Origin of the sequence: Actinocrinis sp. (genome assembly GCF_035653575.1) — a bacterium.
Taxonomy (GTDB): domain Bacteria; phylum Actinomycetota; class Actinomycetes; order Streptomycetales; family Catenulisporaceae; genus Actinocrinis.
Genome location: NZ_DASRBQ010000071.1, coordinates 19,675 through 37,251, shown reverse-complemented (window position 1 = coordinate 37,251; position 17,577 = coordinate 19,675). Strand labels below are relative to the sequence as shown.

Genomic DNA, 17,577 nt, shown 5'->3' with positions numbered 1-17,577 from the left:
CTTCTCGTCGGCCTTCTTGAAGAACACCCCGCCGACCAGCGGCACGCTCTCCTCGAAGGTGCCGTCCGGCCGGATCGGGTTGACCACCGGCAGGCCGTAGGCGCGGCAGACCTTGAGGTCGTCCTCGCCGAACGCGGGCGCCTGGTGGACCAGGCCGGTGCCGTCCTCGGTGGTGACGTACTCGCCGAGCACGACGTAGTGAGCGTCAGAGCTCTTCTCGTCGGATCCCTTCGGGAAGGCTACGAGCTCGAACGGCCGCTGATAGTGCCAGCGCTCCATCTCCCGGCCGGTGAAGGACTCGCCGGTCGCGGTCCACCCCTCACCCAAAGCCTTGGCCAGCAACGGCTCCGCGACAACGAGCCGCTCGTTACCGTCGGTCGCGACGACGTAAGTCACGTCCGGATGCACAGCCACGGCGGTGTTGGACACGAGCGTCCACGGCGTCGTCGTCCACACCAGCAGCGCGGCCTGCTCCTCGCCGTCGGCCAGCGGTCCTGAGGTCAGCGGGAAACGCACGAACACCGACGGATCAACGACCGTCTCGTATCCCTGCGCGAGTTCGTGGTCGGACAGTCCGGTACCGCACCGCGGGCAGTAGGGAGCGACGCGGTGGTCCTGAACCAGCAGCCCCTTGTCGAAGATCTGCTTGAGCGACCACCACACCGACTCGATGTAGCCGGGGTTCATGGTCCAGTACGCCTCGGACAGGTCGACCCAGTAACCCATCCGCTCGGTCATCTTCTCGAACTCGCCGACGTGCCGCTTGACCGACTCGCGGCACTTGGCGTTGAACTCGGCGACCCCGTAGGCCTCGATGTCCTGCTTGCCGGAGAAGCCCAGCTCCTTCTCCACCGCCAGCTCCACCGGCAGCCCGTGGCAGTCCCAGCCGGCCCGCCGCTCGACCCGGAAGCCCTTCATGGTCTTGAAGCGCGGGAAGATGTCCTTGAAGACCCGGGCCTCGACGTGGTGGGTGCCCGGCGTGCCGTTCGCGGTCGGCGGTCCCTCGTAGAAGGTCCACCGCGGGCCGTCGGCGGTGGCCTCGACGGACTTGCGGAAGACGGAGTGGTCGCGCCAGAAGCCGAGCACCTCGTGCTCCATGGCCACAAGGTCCACCTGGGCGGGTACCTGGCGATACATGGTCTCTGCGGTCCCTCTCACTCGCGAGCGTGCCCGAGGTTCGTCGGACACCGTGGTCGCGAAGGGACGAGGCGCCCGCGCCGCGTTCTGAACGCAGCGGCGGGATTCCCGCGGTACCACCCTTCTTGGCCCGGAAGCGCCACTGCGCGCGGCTCCAGGCCCTCTCGTTGCGCTGCCCGGCCGGTTCTACTGAGCGCCGCGGCGCGCCTCACGGCGACCCGCTGCGCGGTTCTTCCGGCGGCTCCGGGGTGATGTTCGCGCCGTGCCCGCCGCCAGGCTCACACCGTCCCTGGCTCGCTCGCGGCTGCACGCGGCGTTACTGTCCCCATCCACGCCTGTTCGGACTGCGGTACATAGTGTAGGGCCATGGCTCGACCGCAGCCGCATCATTTGCCGTCCGGGCACGACGGACCGGCCCCTGCCCTGCGCATCGCCATCCGCGTGAAGCCCGGAGCGAGCAGGACCAGGGTCGGCGGGACGTACGGCGCCGACGGCGCTCACGCCGCGCTGGTGGTCGCGGTCTCGGAGCGCGCGGTGGACGGCAAGGCGACGGAGGCGGCGCTCAAGGCGCTCGCCGAGGCGCTCGGCGTCCCGCGGCGCGATGTCCGGCTCGTGTCCGGTGTCACCAGCCGAGACAAGGTGGCCGAAATCCCGGATCCACCGGCCGGGACCCGGGAGCGGCTGAACGCTCTTCGCGCAGGTTAAACCGGGTGCCTCCGGGGGTCACTCGCGCGGCCTACAAGCCTGGCGGAAAAAGTTCTTTGCCGTTTCGTGATTAGCGATGGAGGCGGCCGGGCACCAATCGCACGCGTAACCCGTTGTGCGGAATGGGTGACGGGCGTCGGAGCGCTTCCCCACCCGCACCAAAAGCCCGCACCCGAGCCGCCCCGGTAGCTTCCCTTTCGCCGTCCGGAGCGGCCGTTTCCGATCTGAGAGCGAGGGATGCACCCGTGAGCACCGCGCGCAATTCCGCCCCCGCCGCGTCACCGGCGATTTCCGCTCCGGCCGCGAAGAAGGCCGGTAAAAAGACGGCGGCCAAGCCTGCGCAGCGCCCCGCGGCCTCCGGCCCGGCGAACAAGGTGCCCGCCTCGCGGGGTGGGCGGGCCGCGGCCGCGAAGCCCAAGACGGAGGTGCCGACGGCGCCGGATCCCGCGCTCGTGGCGGCCAACGGCACGGCAGGCCGCGGCGCCCCGGGCGAGCTGCCGGTGCGTCCCGGCGAGGACCCGTGGACCGAGGCCGAGGTCGCCGAGGTGGAGACCGACCTGCGCGCCGAGGTCGACCGGCTGCGCGCGGACGTGGCCTCGGCCGACACTGCCCTCGCCGACCTGCTGCGCGATGCCAGCGACGGCGCGGGCGACGACCAGGCGGACGCCGGATCCAAGAACTTCGAGCGCGAGCACGAGATGTCGATCGCGGCGAACGCGCGGGAGATGCTGGTGCAGTCGGAGCGGGCCCTGGCCCGGATCGCGGCCGGCACCTACGGCGCCTGCGAGACCTGCGGCGAGCCGATCGGCAAGGCGCGCCTCCAGGTGTTCCCGCGCGCGACGTTGTGCGTGAGCTGCAAGCAGAAGCAGGAGCGCCGCTACTAGAGCGCCGGCCGCAGCAGGTCCGTCCGGTGCGCGACTTTCTCAGCTCTCGCTGAGAGCACCGGGCGCGACCAGGTAAGGTCGCCGCGTGGAACGTATGGACACCGCACACGGGCAGGATGCCGCGCCGGAGGCCGAAGAGGACCGCGTACCGGCCGCCGATCAGGCGCATCCCGCGCAGCTCGAAGGCCCAGGGGACGACGTTCCTCCCGCCGGTTCGGGACGGCGGGTGCGCCGCGTCGGCGTGCTGCTCGCGGTCGCCGCGGCCATCTACGCGCTGGACGCGGCGAGCAAGGCGATCGTGGTCGCGACGATGCACTACGGCCAGCCGATCAAGCTGTTCGGCCCGGCGCTGCAGCTCGACTACACCCGAAACCCCGGCGCGGCGTTCTCCGTCGGCGAGGCGTACACGATCATCTTCACGGCCATCGCGGTCGGAGTGATCGTGGTGATCCTGCGGCTGGCCCGGCGGCTGTTCAGCCTGCCCTGGGCCATCGCGCTCGGGCTGTTGCTCGGCGGCGCGCTGGGCAACCTCACCGACCGGATCGCCCGCGCGCCGGGGATCTTCCGCGGCTGGGTGGTCGACTTCATCCAGCTGCCGCACTGGCCGATCTTCAACCTGGCCGACTCGGCGATCTGCGTGGGCGGCGCGCTGATGGTGCTGCTCGCGTTCCGCGGGCTGCACCCGGACGGCACCGACGAGCGCGCCGTGCAGCAGGCCCAGGCTCAGGCGCGCAACGCCGGCCAGGACCGGCAGGAGCGCACCGAGGCGGGCGACGAGGCGGACGGAACCGCCGCGTGAGCACGGGAACCCTGCGCTCGCTCCCGGTTCCGGACGGCCTCGACGGCGAGCGGGTCGACGCCGCGCTGTCCAGGATGTTCGGCCTCTCCCGCACCAAGGCGGCGGACCTCGCCGCGGACGGCCGGGTCATGATCGACGGCTCGGTCGTCGGCAAGTCGGACAAGGTCCGCGGCGGCGCCTGGCTCGAGGTCGAGCTGCCGCCGCCCCCGGTCCCGGTGGAGCAGGCGGTCCCGGAGCCGGTGCCCGGCATGCGGATCGTGCACGACGACGAGCACATCGTGGTGGTCGACAAGCCGGTCGGCGTCGCGGCGCACCCGAGCCCGGGCTGGCTCGGCCCGACCGTGGTCGGCGGCCTCGCGGCGGCCGGCTACCGCATCTCCACCTCCGGCGCGGCCGAGCGGCAAGGCGTCGTGCACCGGCTTGACGTGGGCACCTCCGGCCTGATGGTGGTCGCGAAGTCCGAGCTGGCATACACGCTGCTCAAGCAGGCCTTCCGGGACCGCACCGTGGACAAGACCTACAACGCGCTGGTGCAGGGCCACCCGGACCCGATGAGCGGCACGGTCGACGCGCCGATCGGCCGCCACCCCAAGCTGGACTACAAGTGGGCGATCACCGCCGACGGCAAGGACTCGGTCACCCACTACGACACGATCGAGGCCTTCCGGCACGCGACCCTGCTCGACATCAAGCTGGAAACCGGCCGCACCCACCAGATCCGGGTCCACATGTCGGCGCTGCACCACCCCTGCGTCGGCGACCTGACCTACGGCGCCGACCCGGCGCTCACCAAGCGCCTCGGCCTGTCGCGGCAGTGGCTGCACGCGGTCCGGCTCGCTTTCGAACATCCGGGCACCCGCGAGCGCGTCGAGTTCGAGTCGCCGTACCCTGACGACCTTCAGCACGCGCTCGACGTGATCGCCGCGGAGAGCTGACGCAGTGTCGGACGCCGTGTCAGACGAGGCCGTCAGGTCGGATGAGGGCGGGGCGCAGCGCGACGATTCCACGCCGACCGGCTGGCTCGTGCTGATCTACCGCATCCCCTCCGAGCCGACCCGCCTGCGCGCGACCGCCTGGCGGCGGCTGAAAGGCTTGGGCGCGATCTACCTGCAGAACTCCGCCGCGGCCCTACCCGCCAGCGCCGCCGCCGAGCGGGCGCTGCGCAAGCTGCGGCACGAGATCGGCGAGATGGGCGGCAGCGCGGTGCTGCTGTCGTGCACCGCGCTGGCCGGTGAGAGCGAGGTGCTGGCCGCGTTCCAGGCCGCGCGCGACGACGAGTACGAGGAGATCATCGACAAGTGCCAGGACTTCCTCGCCCAGCTCGACAAGGAGTACAAGGCGCGGCACTTCACCTACGCCGAGCTTGAGGAGAACGAGGAGGACCTGGTCAAGCTCCAGGGCTGGCTGGCCAAGGTGACCGACCGGGACGTGTTCGGCGCGCCGAAGCGGTCCGCCACGCTCGAGGCGCTGGGCACCTGCGAGCGGGCGCTGGAAGAGTACGCGGCGCGCGTCTACCGGGAAGAGGGCGAGGGCCAGTAGTAGCAGCGCCCTCGCCCGCGCCTCGCGGTTATCGCTTGCGGCGGGCCCGCCACAGGCTCCACGGCAGCACGACAGCCACCGCCGCCGGCAGGATCCACCAGGCCGGGACAGAACTCTTGCTCACCGCGAAGGTGATCGCCAGCGCCGCGACGACGAAGACCGCGACCCGCCAGTCGTCGCCGACGATGAAGTCGTACCAGAAGGCGCCGAAGGCCTTCAGCCGCGCGATCATGACTGCTCCATCCGCAGGGCCGCGACCGGTGTGGCGGTCTCACGCGGCGGCGCCGACTGACGCAGCACCGCGACGAGACCGAGCGCGAAAAGCGCCACGACCGGCGCGATCACCAGCAGCGCCGCGTCGTCGCCGGGCCAGTGCGCGTCCGCGCCCTCCGCGCCCCAGAACATTCCGAAGCTGGTGAGCATGACGCCGACCACGAACTTCAGCGTGTTCTCCGGCACCCGGGAGAGCGGAGCCTTGATGGCCAGCCCGACCAGCGTGACCACCGCGATCGCGGCCAGCGCGGCGATCGCGGCCAGCGGCACGTCGTGCTGGTTGCCGCCGAAGGTGATCGCGATGAACGCCACTTCGAGCCCTTCGAGCAGCACGCCCTTGAACGAGAGGGTGTAGGCGTACCAGTCGGTGACCACCCAGCGCCGCTCGGCCTGCGCCTCGCGCGCCGCGGCCAGCTCCCGGTCGAAGATCGCGTCCTCGTCGTGCAGGTCCTTGTGCCCGCTGGCGCGCAGCACCGCCTTGCGCAGCCACTGCAAGCCGAAGATCAGCAGCAGCGCGCCCACGACCAGGCGCAGCGCGCCCAGCGGGATCGCGGTCAGCGCCGGGCCGAGCACGGCGACGATGGCGGCCAGCACGATCAACGCGCTGACCACGCCCTGTCCCGCCGAGCGCCAGCCGCGCGCGGTGCCCGCCGCCAGCACGATCGTGAGCGCTTCGACCGCTTCTACCGCGCAGGCCAGGAACACGGCGGCGAAGAGTGCACCCCCGGTACCGGTCATCGACCCTCCTCGCCTCTCATTGGCCACTGGGTGGCATCGTAACAGCCGTTAGTTGCACCTCATAACGGAGCAGACGGAGGACGTCAACCGATCCGGTACACTCGGATTTCCGGCGGAGGGGCTCGCCGTCAACCGCCGCAGCCGTCGCGCTGCGGCCAACGGTCCCTACTCGAGCGAGGTCACGCGAGTAGGAAAGGTGTACCCGATGGTCCACAAGGCCGAACCCGATGCCGAGGCCGCGATCGGCGGCAATCATGAACTGCCGATCGACCCGGACATCCGGATCGAGTCGGCGCGGAAGACCCAAGCCCACACCCCCGAACGCCGCAGGCACCTGCGCGTCCTGGCGGCGATCGCGGTCGGCGGTTTCGTCGGCGGGCTTGCCCGCTACGAGATCGGGCTGGCATTCCCGACCGGGCACGGCACCTTCCCGGCTACCACCTTCGCCATCAACGTGGCCGGCTCGTTCGTCCTCGCCCTGCTTACCGTCTTCGTGCTCGAGATACTGCCGCCGACTGTGTACCTGCGCCCGCTGCTCGGCGTCGGCTTCTGCGGCGCGCTGACCACGTTCTCGACCTGGATGCTCGACACCGACCGGCTGCTCGGTGCCCACCACTACGGCGCGGCTGCGGGCGATGTGCTCGGTTCGCTCGCCGCGGGACTCGCCGCGACCAGCCTCGGCCTGACCGTCGGACGCGCGATCGTCGCGCACCGCGAACGCAAGCGGGGACGCGTCGAGGAGCGGGAGCCGGCCCTCACGCGAGGAGGCGCGTGATGCTCGCTGTCGCCGTCGGGCTCGGGGCCGCGTTCGGTGCCGTCCTGCGCTACCTGGTCGACCAGGCCGTCGCCCGCCGCCGCGACGGGGTCTTCCCGGCCGGCACCTGGCTGATCAACATCAGCGGCTCGCTGGTGCTCGGCCTGCTCGCGGGCCTGGCCACGCACCACGGCCTGGCCGCCGGCGCCGTCGCGATCATTGGCACCGGGGTATGCGGCGGATACACGACCTTCTCCACCTTCAGCTTCGAGTCCGTGCGCCTCATGGAGGAGGGCTCGGGACTCGTCGCGCTGGCGAATCTGGCCGGAAGCGTCGCCGCCGGGCTCGCCGCGGCCGCGGTCGGCCTGGCCATCGGCCTGGCATGACAATTGCTTTACGCAAACTAGCTGCTCACTGCTCCGGAACCCGATTTTCTGTCGGTGGGGGAGCGCTAGGATTTCGCCGTGGCTGACTCCTTCGTGCACCTCCACGTACATACCGAGTACTCGATGCTCGACGGAGCCGCCCGGCTCAAGGACATGTTCAAACGGGCCGTCGAGCTGGAGATGCCCGCGGTCGCCATGACCGACCACGGCAACCTGCACGGCGCGCACGACTTCTTCAAGCAGGCGAACGCCGCCGGGGTCAAGCCGATCATCGGCATCGAGGCGTACGTCGCGCCGGAGACCAGGTACACCGCCAAGCCGGTGCTCTGGGGACAGCCCAGTCAGAAGTCCGACGACGTGTCGGCTTCGGGGTCTTATACCCACATGACGATCTGGGCGGCCAACGCCCGCGGCCTGTCGAATCTGACGAAGCTCTCCTCCCGCTCCTACACCGAGGGCTTCTACCGCAAGTGGCCGCGCATGGACCGCGAGCTGCTCGCCGAGCACCACGAGGGCCTGATGGCCACCACCGGCTGCCCGTCCGGCGAGGTGCAGACCCGGCTGCGGCTCGGCCAGTTCGACAAGGCGCTGGAAGCCGCCGCCACGTACCAGGAGATCTTCGGCAAGGACAACTACTACCTGGAACTGATGGCGCACGGCCTCGACATCGAAGCCCGGGTCCGCGAGGACCTGCTGCGCATCGGCCGCGAGCTGAACATCCCCCCGGTCGTCACCAACGACTCGCACTACACCTTCCGCGAAGAGTCGGTCTCGCACGACGTGCTGCTGTGCATTCAGACCGCCGCCAACATCGACGACCCGAACCGGTTCCGCTTCGGCGGCGACGGCTACTACCTCAAGAGCGCCGACGAGATGCGCGCGGTCGAGGACAACGAGGTCTGGCTCGAAGGCTGCCGCAACACCCTGCTGATCGCCGAGAAGGTGGACACCACCGGGATGTTCACCTTCAAGAACCTGATGCCGCGGCTGCCCCCGCCGGACGGGCTGACCGAGGACGAGTGGTTCCGCAGGCTCGCCTACGAGGGCCTGGACCGGCGCTTTCCCGGCGGCTACCCGGACGCCGAGGTCTACAAGCAGCGGCTCGAATACGAGCTCGGCATCATCACCCAGATGGGGTTCCCCAGCTACTTCATCGTGGTCGCGGACTTCATCAACTGGGCCAAGGACAACGGCATCCCGGTGGGCCCCGGCCGCGGCTCGGCGGCCGGCTCGCTGGTCGCCTACGCGCTGGGCATCACCGACCTCGACCCGATCCCGTACAACCTGCTGTTCGAGCGGTTCCTCAACCCCGACCGCGTCTCGATGCCCGACATCGACGTCGACTTCGACGACCGCCGCCGCGCCGACGTGATCCGCTACGTCACCGAGAAGTACGGCGAGGACAAGGTCGCCCAGATCGCCACCTTCGGCACCATCAAGGCCAAGGCCGCCGTGAAGGACTCCTCGCGGGTCCTCGGCTACCCCTTCGCGATGGGCGACCGGATCACCAAGGCGATGCCCCCGGCGGTGATGGGCAAGGACATCCCGCTCTCCGGCATCTTCAACCCGGAGCACCCGCGGTACGCCGAGGCCGGCGAGTTCCGCGCGCTCTACGATTCCGACGCCGACGTGCGCAAGGTCGTGGACACCGCAAAGGGCATCGAGGGACTGATCCGGCAGCCCGGCGTGCACGCGGCCGGTGTGATCATCTCCTCGGAGCCGATCACCGACTACGTGCCGGTCATGATGCGCCCGGCCGACGGTGTGATCATCACGCAGTTCGACTACCCGACCTGTGAATCGCTCGGCCTGATCAAGATGGACTTCCTCGGGCTGCGCAACCTGACCATCGTCGACGACGCGGTGCGCAACATCGAGCAGTCCACCGGCACCAAGATCGACCTGCTGAAGATCCCGCTGGACGACAAGCCCACCTACGAGTTGATGAGCCGCGGCGACACGCTCGGGGTGTTCCAACTCGATGGCGGCCCGCTGCGCTCGCTGCTGCGGCAGATGCGCCCGGACAACTTCGAAGACGTCTCCGCCGTCATCGCCCTGTACCGGCCGGGACCGATGGGCGCGAACTCGCACATCAACTACGCCGAGCGCAAGAACGGCCGCCAGCCGATCACCCCGATCCACCCGGAGCTGGCCGAACCGCTCAAGGAAGTGCTCGACGTCTCCTACGGCCTGATCATCTATCAGGAGCAGGTCATGGCGGCCGCGCAGGTGCTGGCCGGGTACACGCTCGGACAAGCCGACCTGCTGCGCCGCGCGATGGGCAAGAAGAAGAAGGAGGTCCTGGACAAGGAGTTCGTCCCGTTCTCCGAGGGCATGCGCGCCAACGGCTACTCGGACGTGGCGATCAAGACCATCTGGGACATCCTGGTCCCGTTCGCCGACTACGCGTTCAACAAGGCGCACTCGGCGGGCTACGGCCTCGTCGCGTACTGGACCGCGTACCTCAAGGCCAACTACCCGGCCGAGTACATGGCCGCGCTGCTCACCAGCGTCAAGGACGACAAGGACAAGTCCGCGATCTACCTCGGCGAGTGCCGCCGCATGGGAATCAAGGTATTGCCGCCGGACGTCAACGAGTCCGACGCCGACTTCACCCCGCGTGGCCAGGAGATCCGCTTCGGCCTCTCCGCCATCCGCAACGTCGGCGCCAACGTGGTCGAGTCGATCCGCAACGCGCGCCGCAGCAAGGGCCGGTTCACCTCCTTCCAGGACTTCCTGAACAAGGTCGACGCGGTGGTCTGCAACAAGCGCACCATCGAATCGCTGATCAAGGCCGGCGCCTTCGACTCGCTCGGCCACGCCCGCCGCGGCTTGCTCGAACAGCACGAGCGCGCGGTGGACAGCGTGGTCGAGGTCAAGAAGCAGGAGGCCATAGGGCAGGACTCGCTCTTCGGCGCGCTGCTCGGCGAGGACGAGAAGTCGGCGGCCCCCGGCCTCGAGCTGGAGTTCTCCACGACCGAATGGGACAAGGGCATCCTGCTCGGCTATGAGCGGGAGATGCTGGGCCTGTACGTCTCCGACCACCCCCTCTCCGGCCTCGAAGGCCTGCTGGCGGCGAAGTCGGACGCCTCGATCGCCACGCTCAACGCCGAGGCGCAGATGTACCCGGACGGCGCGACCGCGACCATCGGCGGGATCATCAGCGGCCTGCAACGCAAGATGACCAAGCAGGGCAACCAGTGGGCCATCGCGACGATCGAGGACCTGGAGGGCTCGATCGACGTGATGTTCTTCCCGAACAGCTACCAGCTCTACGCGACCGCGCTGGCCGAGGACGCGGTGGTGCTGGTCAAGGGCAAGGTCGAGCGGCGCGAGGACGTGCCGCGGCTGATGGCGATCGAGCTGACCGTGCCGGATCTGGCGCAGGCCGAGGCCAACCAGCCGCTGGTGCTGCACGTGCACGACTCGAAGATCACCCCGGCCTCGGCGCCCCGGCTGCGCGAGGTGCTGGCCAGCCACCCGGGCATGACGGAGGTCAGGGTGCGGATGCGCGGACGGACCTCGACCACGGTGCTGAAGGTCGGCGACCACCTGCGGGTGACCCCGTCCCCGGCGCTGATGGGCGACCTCAAGGCCCTGCTCGGCCCCTCCTGCCTGGGCTAACAGCGCAGCCAGCCGGCCGAGCCGCCCGCTGCCGAGCCCTCGCGATCAAGCGTGCGATTATCCGGTCATCGGATAATCGCACCGATAATCGCACCGAGGGGAGTGGGTCATGCGGGGCCGCCTCGGTCAGTGCAGGGTCTCGCCGCGCGCCAGCATCTCCACGAACTTCTCGATGCGCGCGGCGCGGGTCTGCGGCCGCTTCGCGTCGTGGATGCGGTACAGCACGGCGTACCGGTTAGCGCCGGTCAGCGTCGCGAAGAACTCGGCCGCCTTCGGGTTCGCGTCGAACGCCGCCTGGAGGTCTGGCGGCACCTGCGCCACGGACTGTGCTTCGTACGCGCGCTCCCACCGGCCGTCGGCCTTAGCCGCTTCGACCTCCCGCAGCCCGGCCGGCTGCATCCGGCCGGCCGCGATCAGCTCCTGCACCTTCTCGGTGTTCACCTTGGACCACCGGCTGCGCGGCCGGCGCGGCGTGAAGCCCTGCAGGAACCACGTCTCGTCGAACGAACGCTTTTGTCCGTCGATCCAACCGAAGCACAACGCCTCTTCCAGCGCCTCGGCGTATGTAACCGTCGGAATGCCGCTGTCCTTCTTCGCGATCTTCAACCACACCCCGTCAGGCGTATCAGCATGGTGCTCAGCCAGCCAGGATGCCCAGAGCTGCGCGGAGGCGAAGGGCAGGATCGGTCGGTCCATGCCCCCCATCGAAGCACGCGCCGCCGACACAGTCCGCTCACGAGTCCGACCCCCGCGCGACAAGCTCAGGCTGCCGTGAAAAGCTGGCCCCGATGAGCACTGAGACGCCATGGTCGACGCCCCAGCCGTCGCCCCACTCCGACGAGGATTCGCGCGTGCCGTTCCTGCGGCGGCCCGAGGCGCGTTACGACGTCGCCGCCTTCGCCGTGGTCGCCGGGGCGAGCGTGCTGCTGTCCCTCGGCGTCGGGGCGCTGTGGCGCGAATTCTCCCCGGCGGTGCTCGGCATGGTGAACCAGGGCGGCGTCTACTACGCGGCCCCGGAGGGCAAGACCTTCGTCGCCCGCGACGGCTGGTTCGCCCTGTTCGCCTGCATCGCCGCGATCCTGCTCGCGCTCTTCGCCTTCCTGCGCTACCGGCGCGGCGGAAGCGTCGGCGCGGCGATAGCGCTCGCCGGCGGCGGAATCGGGGGCGGCTATCTGGCCGCCTGGTTCGGCGCGTTGATCGGCCCGGGCAGGGGTTCGATACTCACGGCCGCGCACGGCGTGGCCAACGGCGCGACCTTCGACCTGCCGATGTCGGTGCGTGCCATCGGCGTGATCTGGCTGTGGCCCGCCGTCGCGGCCGGAGTGTTCTTCTTCCTGATCCTGCTGTTCGGCCCGTCCGATCCGGAACCTGAGCCGCAGCTCTTCCCCGGCTGGGGAGCGCAGGAGAGCGGTCCGGCGCCGGACGCGTACCCGCTGCCGTTCGACTCGGCGCCGACGGGGCACAACGGCAACGGCGTCGTGCCGGGCGGCCATCTGCCCACTGCCCCGTCATCAGACCAACCGTCAGACGGGCAGTCCACGCACTCCGATCAGCGTCCTGACTGAGCCTAATCCCGGGCCCGGGCCCGGGCCTGACGCGCGGCCTGCCACTCGTCGAGCAGAGCAGGGACCCGGCTGCGTACGAAGGCGAAGAAGTCCCGCATTTCGGCGACCCGCTCGCCGACCGTCGTGTCCGGTCCGCCGACCGCGCCGAGCACCTCGTCGGCCGCCGAGATGACCAGGTCGTAGAACTGCACCGCGGTGGCGGTGCCCGCGTACCAGGTGTGATCGCGCAGCCGATAGAGGTCGCGGCGCGAGCCCGGAACCGGTTCGCGCACGACGAAGCCGAGCTGCCCCAGGTACCGCACCGCGCCGGAGATCGCGGCCGCGCTCGCGTCCAGCCGCTCGGCCAGCTCGTTCGCCGTCAACCCCGGCGCCTCTGCGGTCATCAGCGCGAACAGCACCCGCGCGGCCATCCGCGGAAAGCCCCAGTCGGCGAACAGCAGCGCGAGCCGCTCGACGAAGCCGCGCACCGCCTCCTCGTCCCGTGTCGTCACTGTCACCATCACATTTTATATGCTTCAGTGGTTTCACAAATCAGTGAAATGAGGGTAGCTTGCCGCCATGGAGGCTGCGGCGGGAAGGACGGGGCGGCGGTGACGCAGGAAACCGGGGCGATCGAGATCGCCGGACTGCGCAAGGACTTCGGGCGCACCCGCGCCCTCGACGGACTGGACCTGCGCGTGCAGCGGGGCGAGGTGCACGGCTTCCTCGGTCCGAACGGCGCCGGCAAGTCCACCACCATCCGCGTCCTGCTCGGCCTGCTGCGCGCGGACGCCGGCACCGTCCGCCTGCTCGGCGGCGACCCCTGGCGTGACGCGGTGTCGCTGCACCGGCGCCTCGCCTACGTGCCCGGCGACGTCACCCTCTGGCCGAACCTGACCGGCGGAGAGGCGATCGACCTGCTCGGCGAGTTGCGCGGCGGGTTCTCCGCCAAACGTCGCGACGAACTGATCGACCGCTTCGAGCTCGACCCGCGCAAGAAGGGCCGCACCTACTCCAAGGGCAACCGGCAGAAGGTCGCCTTGATCGCGGCCTTCGCCGGGGAGCCCGAGCTGCTCATCCTGGACGAGCCGACCTCCGGCCTCGATCCGCTGATGGAGGCGGTGTTCCGGCAGTGCGTCGCGCAGGCGCGCGAGCGCGAGGCGACCATCCTGCTCTCCAGCCACATCCTCTCCGAGGTGGAAGAGCTCTGCGATCGAGTCTCGATCATCCGCGCCGGGCGCACCGTGGACACCGGCAGCCTCGCCGAACTGCGGCACCTGTCCCGGACCACGATCGTGGCCGAGCTGGACCACGCGCAGACGGTCGACCTCGCCGCGCGGATCGGCGGCGCACCCGGTGTGCACGAGTTCGCCCTCGACGACGCGACGGTCCGCTGCCAAGCCGACCCGGAGGCGCTGGAGACGGTGCTGCGCGCGCTGACCGAGGCCGGAGTACGCACCCTGACGAGCCGCCCGCCGACACTCGAAGAGCTATTCATCAAGTACTACGCGACGCAGCAGCCTCAGGTCGAGGACGATCAGGCGGCGGCGGTCCGATGAGCACGTACGCGTCTGTTGCGCCGGCCGCGCGTTCGCGGACGTGGCAGGCGAGCCCGTTCGCCGGCACCCGCGTGCTTCTCCGGCTCGCCGCGCGCCGCGACCGGATCATGCTGCCGGTGTGGGTCTACGCGCTGCTCGCCACCTCGGCCTCGACGGCGTACAGCTTCAAGAACCTCTACGGCACCGAGTCCTCGCGCAGGGAATTCGCCGCGGTCATCAACGCGACGCCATCGACGATCGCGATCTACGGCCGGGTCAGCTCGACCTCGCTCGGCGGCATTACCGCTTGGCGTATCGCGGTCCTGGCGGCGACCCTCGCCGGGGTGATGTCGATCCTGCTCGTGGTCCGGCACACCCGCGCCGAAGAGCAGACCGGACGACAGGAGCTGCTCGGAGCGACCGCGATCGGCCACCGCGCACCGCTCGCCTCGGCCCTCAGCGTCGCGCTCGTCGCGAACCTGGGCGTGGCTTTGGGTACGAGCGTCGTGCTTCCGTTCCTCGGCTGCACCTTCCCCGGGGCGCTCGCGCTCGGCCTCGCGCTCGGCTGCTGCGGCTGCTTCTTCGCGGGCCTGGCCGCCGTCACCGCGCAGATCGCGGAGAGTTCACGCACTGCCAACGGCATCGCGTGCGCGGTTCTCGGCGCTTCCTTCCTCGCGCGGGCCGCCGCCGACGCGAGCGGCTACGGCTGGCTGATGTGGTGCACGCCGCTCGGGTGGGTCGAGCGGGTCGACGCGTACGGCGCGAACCGCTGGTGGGTCCTCGCGCCACCGCTGGCATGCGCCCTGCTGCTCACGCTGGTAGCGGTTCGGCTCGCGGCGGGCCGCGACCTTGGCTTCGGAGTGCTGGCGACCCGCGACGGGGCCGAGCGCGCCGGCCGCGATCTGGGCGGCCCGTTCGGCTTGGCCTGGCGGCTGCACCGGGGCGCGTTGCTCGGCTGGTCGGTCGGATTCCTCCTCGGCGGCCTGGTGATCGGCTACATCGCCAAGGACATCGGCGGCGTGCTGACCTCCAGCGCGCAGATGGTCAAGATCATCAATGAGATGGGCGGACAGCAAGGGCTCGTCGATGCCTACCTGGCTGCCTGCGCGGGCATCTTCGGCCTGGTCGCGTCGGTCTACGCGGTGCAGACGACGCTGCGCGCGGGCGGCGAGGAAAGCGCCGGTCGCGCAGAGCCCCTCCTGGCCACGCCGATCGGACGGGTCCACTGGGCGGCCAGCCACGTCGGTTCCGCGCTCCTGGGCACGGCCGTGCTGCTGGCGGTCGGCGGTTTCGGTGTGGGGCTCGCACACGGCCTGCGCACGCATGACGTATCCGGCCAGCTGCCGCGACTGATCGGCGGCGCGCTGGCGCAATGGCCGGCCGCGATCATCGCCGCGGCGATCGCCGTGGCGCTGTTCGGCGCGCTGCCCCGATACGCGGCCGTCGCCTGGGCAGCGCTCACCGTCTTCCTGCTGCTCGGCCAGCTCGGACCGGTGCTGAAGCTGAGTCAGGCGGTGATGGACGTCTCACCATTCACGCATGTGCCGAAAGTACCCGGCGGCGCGTTCGCCTGGACTCCGCTCGGATGGCTGGCGCTGGTCGGCGGCGCGCTCATCGCGTTCGGGCTCGCGGCCTTCCGCCGCCGGGACCTTGAACTCGGCTGAAGCTCGGCGGCGTAGCGCTCACCGTCAGCCGCGACCCCGGCGTTAGTCCTCGTAGTGGTATCGCCCTTGAAGGATGATCAGTTCGCCTTCGGTGGGAAGGTAGACCAAACGATGTTCTTCAGTGATGCGACGTGACCAGGCTCCGGCCAGGGCGTGCTTGAGCGGCTCGGGTTTGCCGATCCCCGCGTACGCATCGCGCAGCGCGTCCTCGATGAGCCGGTTGATCCGCTTGAGGATCTGCCGGTCGGCCGTTTGCCAGTGAACGTAGTCGTCCCATCCGGTCGGTGTGAATGCAAGCTTCACCGCTAGCCCTCGGTCTCCAGCAGGTCCCGGTGCTCGAACCGGCCCTCCAGGGCTTCCTGGTACGAACGGATCAGCCTGCGAGCGTTGGCGGGAGAACGCAGGAGATAAGCGGTTTCCAGGAGCGCCTCGTACTCCGCGGCCGAGACCAGGTAGGCGCTGCTGTGCTTGGAGACGATCTCCACCGCGGTTCGATCGCTGTTGACTTCTTCGATCAGCGGAAACAGGCGACGTCGAGCCTCACTGGCGGTAATGGACACGATGATCACCTTCCAAGTGACTTGTACCAGATATGGTACCACATGGATCGGGCGCCGGGCGGTTCCGCGTCGCTCTCTGGCTGAGCCTTTGTCGGCGCGCGCCGGGAACGCACTAGTGTCCTGAGTCAGGACACTAGGCCGCGGGCTGTCGGCTCAGTCCCGGCCGATCGCGGCGGTGCGCGCGGAGGTGAGCCGCACCAGATCTGCCGGGGCGAGCTCGATCTCCAGGCCTCGCCTGCCCGCTGAGCAGAACACCGTCTCGTATTCGAGGGCGGATTCGTCGATCACGGTGGGCAGCTTCTTGCGCTGGCCGAGCGGCGAGATGCCGCCGAGGACGTAGCCGGTGCTCCGCTCCGCGGCCGCCGGGTCGGCCATTGCCGCCTTCTTGCCGCCGACCGCGCCCGCTAGGGCCTTGAGGTCGAGCTGGCCTGAAACGGGTACCACGGCCACCACGAGCTTGCCGTCCACGTCCGCGAGCAGGGTCTTGAACACCCGCTCGGCCGGGACACCCATGGCCTCGGCCGCCTCGGTGCCATACGACTGAGCGCCCGGATCGTGATCGTAGGCGTGCACCTCGAACGCCGCCTTGGCCTGCGTCAACGCCACGGTCGCCGGAGTCCCCTTTGATGTCGCACCTTTGGACGCCGCCTTGTTCGCCATGCCGGGAGCTTAGCGTTCATCACGGCCCCGGCCGCAGGCGGTTTATCGGCGCCTAGCGATCGCGGCGCAGCAGATCCACGGCCGGCAGCGTTCGCAGCTCCTTGATGAGCAGGGTCTCCCGGCGCAACAGGGCCTGTTCCCGCTGAAGCCTGCTCGCCGTGTCCGGCGTGGCCAGCAGCCGCTGCTTGTCCCGCAGGTCGAGCACCATCGCCGCGGCGATCAGGTACGACAGCACGGTGGGGTCGTCCGGCAGTTCCGGGATGCTGCCGGTGCGCACCCCGCGCAGTCCCGCGAGCGCGCGCTGATAGCCGAGCAGCAACGCCGTGCTCGATGTCTTCAGCGCCTCGGCCCGCGCGTCCGAGGGCTCCTCCAGATACTCGACCTCGCCGATCAGGTACGCCCCGCTGGTGTCCACGTCCAGCAGCCGGAACCGCTGCACGCCGGTCGTCACCAGCGAATAGCGGCCGTCGTCGTGCGCCTCGAGTGCCGAGATCCGCGCGGTGCAGCCGACGTCGTACACGCTCTCCACGGACTGCGCGCCGACCTCCCGGCCGTCCCGGATCGCCACGACCCCGAACTGCCGCGCCTCGCCTTCGGGCAGCTCGCGCAGATCCGCAACCATCTTGCGGTAGCGCGGTTCGAAGATGTGCAGGGGCAGCACCACGCCCGGAAAGAGCACCGATCCCAGGGGGAAGAGCGGCAGCGTGGTGGCCATGCGCCTAGCCTAGAGCGCTTAGCTGAACGTACGCAGGCGACACAACCGGCAACACCG

The 17,577-nt window shown here is 69.9% G+C and carries 20 protein-coding genes; 11 read left to right on the top strand and 9 right to left on the bottom strand.

The window, feature by feature from the left end; all coding sequences use genetic code 11:
• The coding region (locus tag VFA06_RS10440; RefSeq protein ID WP_324840270.1) for a class I tRNA ligase family protein at window positions 1-1,137 on the bottom strand (1,137 nt) is incomplete at its 3' end.
• 423 nt (window positions 1,138-1,560) lie between these two features.
• Here VFA06_RS10440 and VFA06_RS10435 point away from each other — a divergent pair.
• From VFA06_RS10435 to VFA06_RS10415, 5 genes are all read left to right on the top strand, one after another.
• The gene (locus VFA06_RS10435) at window positions 1,561-1,842 is read left to right on the top strand and encodes a DUF167 domain-containing protein (RefSeq protein WP_414639866.1); all 282 of its coding nucleotides are present in this window, start codon (window positions 1,561-1,563) and stop codon (window positions 1,840-1,842) included.
• A 245-nt stretch (window positions 1,843-2,087) separates the two neighbouring features.
• Window positions 2,088-2,726: a TraR/DksA family transcriptional regulator gene (locus VFA06_RS10430; RefSeq protein ID WP_324840268.1), complete on the top strand. Its 639-nt coding sequence runs from the start codon at window positions 2,088-2,090 to the stop codon at window positions 2,724-2,726.
• A gap of 94 nt (window positions 2,727-2,820) precedes the next feature.
• Window positions 2,821-3,525 carry a signal peptidase II gene (gene lspA / locus VFA06_RS10425; protein ID WP_324840271.1) on the top strand — a complete coding sequence of 235 codons (705 nt, stop codon included), beginning with the start codon at window positions 2,821-2,823 and terminating at the stop codon, window positions 3,523-3,525.
• Window positions 3,522-4,460 carry an RluA family pseudouridine synthase gene (locus VFA06_RS10420; protein WP_324840267.1) on the top strand — a complete coding sequence of 313 codons (939 nt, stop codon included), beginning with the start codon at window positions 3,522-3,524 and terminating at the stop codon, window positions 4,458-4,460. Before lspA ends, VFA06_RS10420 begins: the two co-directional genes overlap by 4 nt.
• Window positions 4,461-4,476: 16 nt before the next feature.
• Window positions 4,477-5,064 carry a Chromate resistance protein ChrB gene (locus VFA06_RS10415; protein ID WP_324840266.1) on the top strand — a complete coding sequence of 196 codons (588 nt, stop codon included), beginning with the start codon at window positions 4,477-4,479 and terminating at the stop codon, window positions 5,062-5,064.
• A 28-nt stretch (window positions 5,065-5,092) separates the two neighbouring features.
• On the opposite strand, the gene VFA06_RS10410 is transcribed toward VFA06_RS10415, so the two are convergent.
• Together VFA06_RS10410 and VFA06_RS10405 are read right to left on the bottom strand one after the other, a co-directional pair.
• A complete protein-coding gene (locus tag VFA06_RS10410) occupies window positions 5,093-5,296 on the bottom strand; it encodes a hypothetical protein (RefSeq protein WP_324840265.1) in 204 nt (67 codons plus the stop codon).
• On the bottom strand, window positions 5,293-6,075 hold the full coding sequence (locus VFA06_RS10405) for a hypothetical protein (protein ID WP_324840264.1): 783 nt from the start codon (window positions 6,073-6,075) through the stop codon (window positions 5,293-5,295). Before VFA06_RS10405 ends, VFA06_RS10410 begins: the two co-directional genes overlap by 4 nt.
• 205 nt (window positions 6,076-6,280) lie before the next feature.
• Between VFA06_RS10405 and VFA06_RS10400 the strand changes: the two genes are divergently transcribed.
• The 3 genes from VFA06_RS10400 to dnaE all read left to right on the top strand — a co-directional run bounded on the left by VFA06_RS10400 (window position 6,281) and on the right by dnaE (window position 10,839).
• Window positions 6,281-6,850, top strand: coding sequence for a CrcB family protein (locus VFA06_RS10400; RefSeq protein WP_324840263.1), 570 nt, complete (start codon window positions 6,281-6,283; stop codon window positions 6,848-6,850).
• Window positions 6,850-7,215 carry a fluoride efflux transporter CrcB gene (gene crcB, locus VFA06_RS10395; RefSeq protein WP_324840262.1) on the top strand — a complete coding sequence of 122 codons (366 nt, stop codon included), beginning with the start codon at window positions 6,850-6,852 and terminating at the stop codon, window positions 7,213-7,215. The genes VFA06_RS10400 and crcB overlap by 1 nt, the downstream gene beginning before the upstream one ends.
• Before the next feature lie 78 nt (window positions 7,216-7,293).
• Window positions 7,294-10,839, top strand: coding sequence for a DNA polymerase III subunit alpha (dnaE, locus tag VFA06_RS10390; RefSeq protein WP_324840261.1), 3,546 nt, complete (start codon window positions 7,294-7,296; stop codon window positions 10,837-10,839).
• A 126-nt stretch (window positions 10,840-10,965) separates the two neighbouring features.
• On the opposite strand, the gene VFA06_RS10385 is transcribed toward dnaE, so the two are convergent.
• The gene (locus VFA06_RS10385) at window positions 10,966-11,535 is read right to left on the bottom strand and encodes a YdeI/OmpD-associated family protein (RefSeq protein ID WP_324840259.1); all 570 of its coding nucleotides are present in this window, start codon (window positions 11,533-11,535) and stop codon (window positions 10,966-10,968) included.
• A gap of 92 nt (window positions 11,536-11,627) precedes the next feature.
• Between VFA06_RS10385 and VFA06_RS10380 the strand changes: the two genes are divergently transcribed.
• Window positions 11,628-12,404 (top strand): hypothetical protein, encoded by a 777-nt coding sequence (locus VFA06_RS10380; protein ID WP_324840257.1) that lies wholly within the window; start codon window positions 11,628-11,630, stop codon window positions 12,402-12,404.
• Window positions 12,405-12,406: 2 nt separating this feature from the next.
• Here the strand turns inward: VFA06_RS10380 and VFA06_RS10375 are convergent, their stop codons facing one another.
• Complete coding sequence (locus VFA06_RS10375; RefSeq protein WP_349260146.1) at window positions 12,407-12,904, bottom strand: helix-turn-helix domain-containing protein; 498 nt, start codon at window positions 12,902-12,904, stop codon at window positions 12,407-12,409.
• Window positions 12,905-12,994: 90 nt separating this feature from the next.
• Between VFA06_RS10375 and VFA06_RS10370 the strand changes: the two genes are divergently transcribed.
• A complete protein-coding gene (locus tag VFA06_RS10370) occupies window positions 12,995-13,942 on the top strand; it encodes an ABC transporter ATP-binding protein (RefSeq protein WP_324840255.1) in 948 nt (315 codons plus the stop codon).
• A complete protein-coding gene (locus VFA06_RS10365; protein ID WP_324840254.1) occupies window positions 13,939-15,585 on the top strand; it encodes an ABC transporter permease in 1,647 nt (548 codons plus the stop codon). The genes VFA06_RS10370 and VFA06_RS10365 overlap by 4 nt, the downstream gene beginning before the upstream one ends.
• A 42-nt stretch (window positions 15,586-15,627) precedes the next feature.
• On the opposite strand, the gene VFA06_RS10360 is transcribed toward VFA06_RS10365, so the two are convergent.
• The 4 genes from VFA06_RS10360 to VFA06_RS10345 all read right to left on the bottom strand — a co-directional run bounded on the left by VFA06_RS10360 (window position 15,628) and on the right by VFA06_RS10345 (window position 17,520).
• Window positions 15,628-15,888: a Txe/YoeB family addiction module toxin gene (locus VFA06_RS10360; protein WP_324840253.1), complete on the bottom strand. Its 261-nt coding sequence runs from the start codon at window positions 15,886-15,888 to the stop codon at window positions 15,628-15,630.
• Window positions 15,889-15,890: 2 nt separating this feature from the next.
• Window positions 15,891-16,145, bottom strand: coding sequence for a type II toxin-antitoxin system prevent-host-death family antitoxin (locus VFA06_RS10355; RefSeq protein WP_324840252.1), 255 nt, complete (start codon window positions 16,143-16,145; stop codon window positions 15,891-15,893).
• A 153-nt stretch (window positions 16,146-16,298) separates the two neighbouring features.
• Window positions 16,299-16,805, bottom strand: a complete 507-nt coding sequence (ybaK, locus tag VFA06_RS10350) for a Cys-tRNA(Pro) deacylase (protein WP_324840251.1) — start codon at window positions 16,803-16,805, stop codon at window positions 16,299-16,301.
• A 52-nt stretch (window positions 16,806-16,857) separates the two neighbouring features.
• A complete protein-coding gene (locus tag VFA06_RS10345; RefSeq protein ID WP_324840250.1) occupies window positions 16,858-17,520 on the bottom strand; it encodes an LON peptidase substrate-binding domain-containing protein in 663 nt (220 codons plus the stop codon).
• Window positions 17,521-17,577 lie beyond the last annotated feature (57 nt).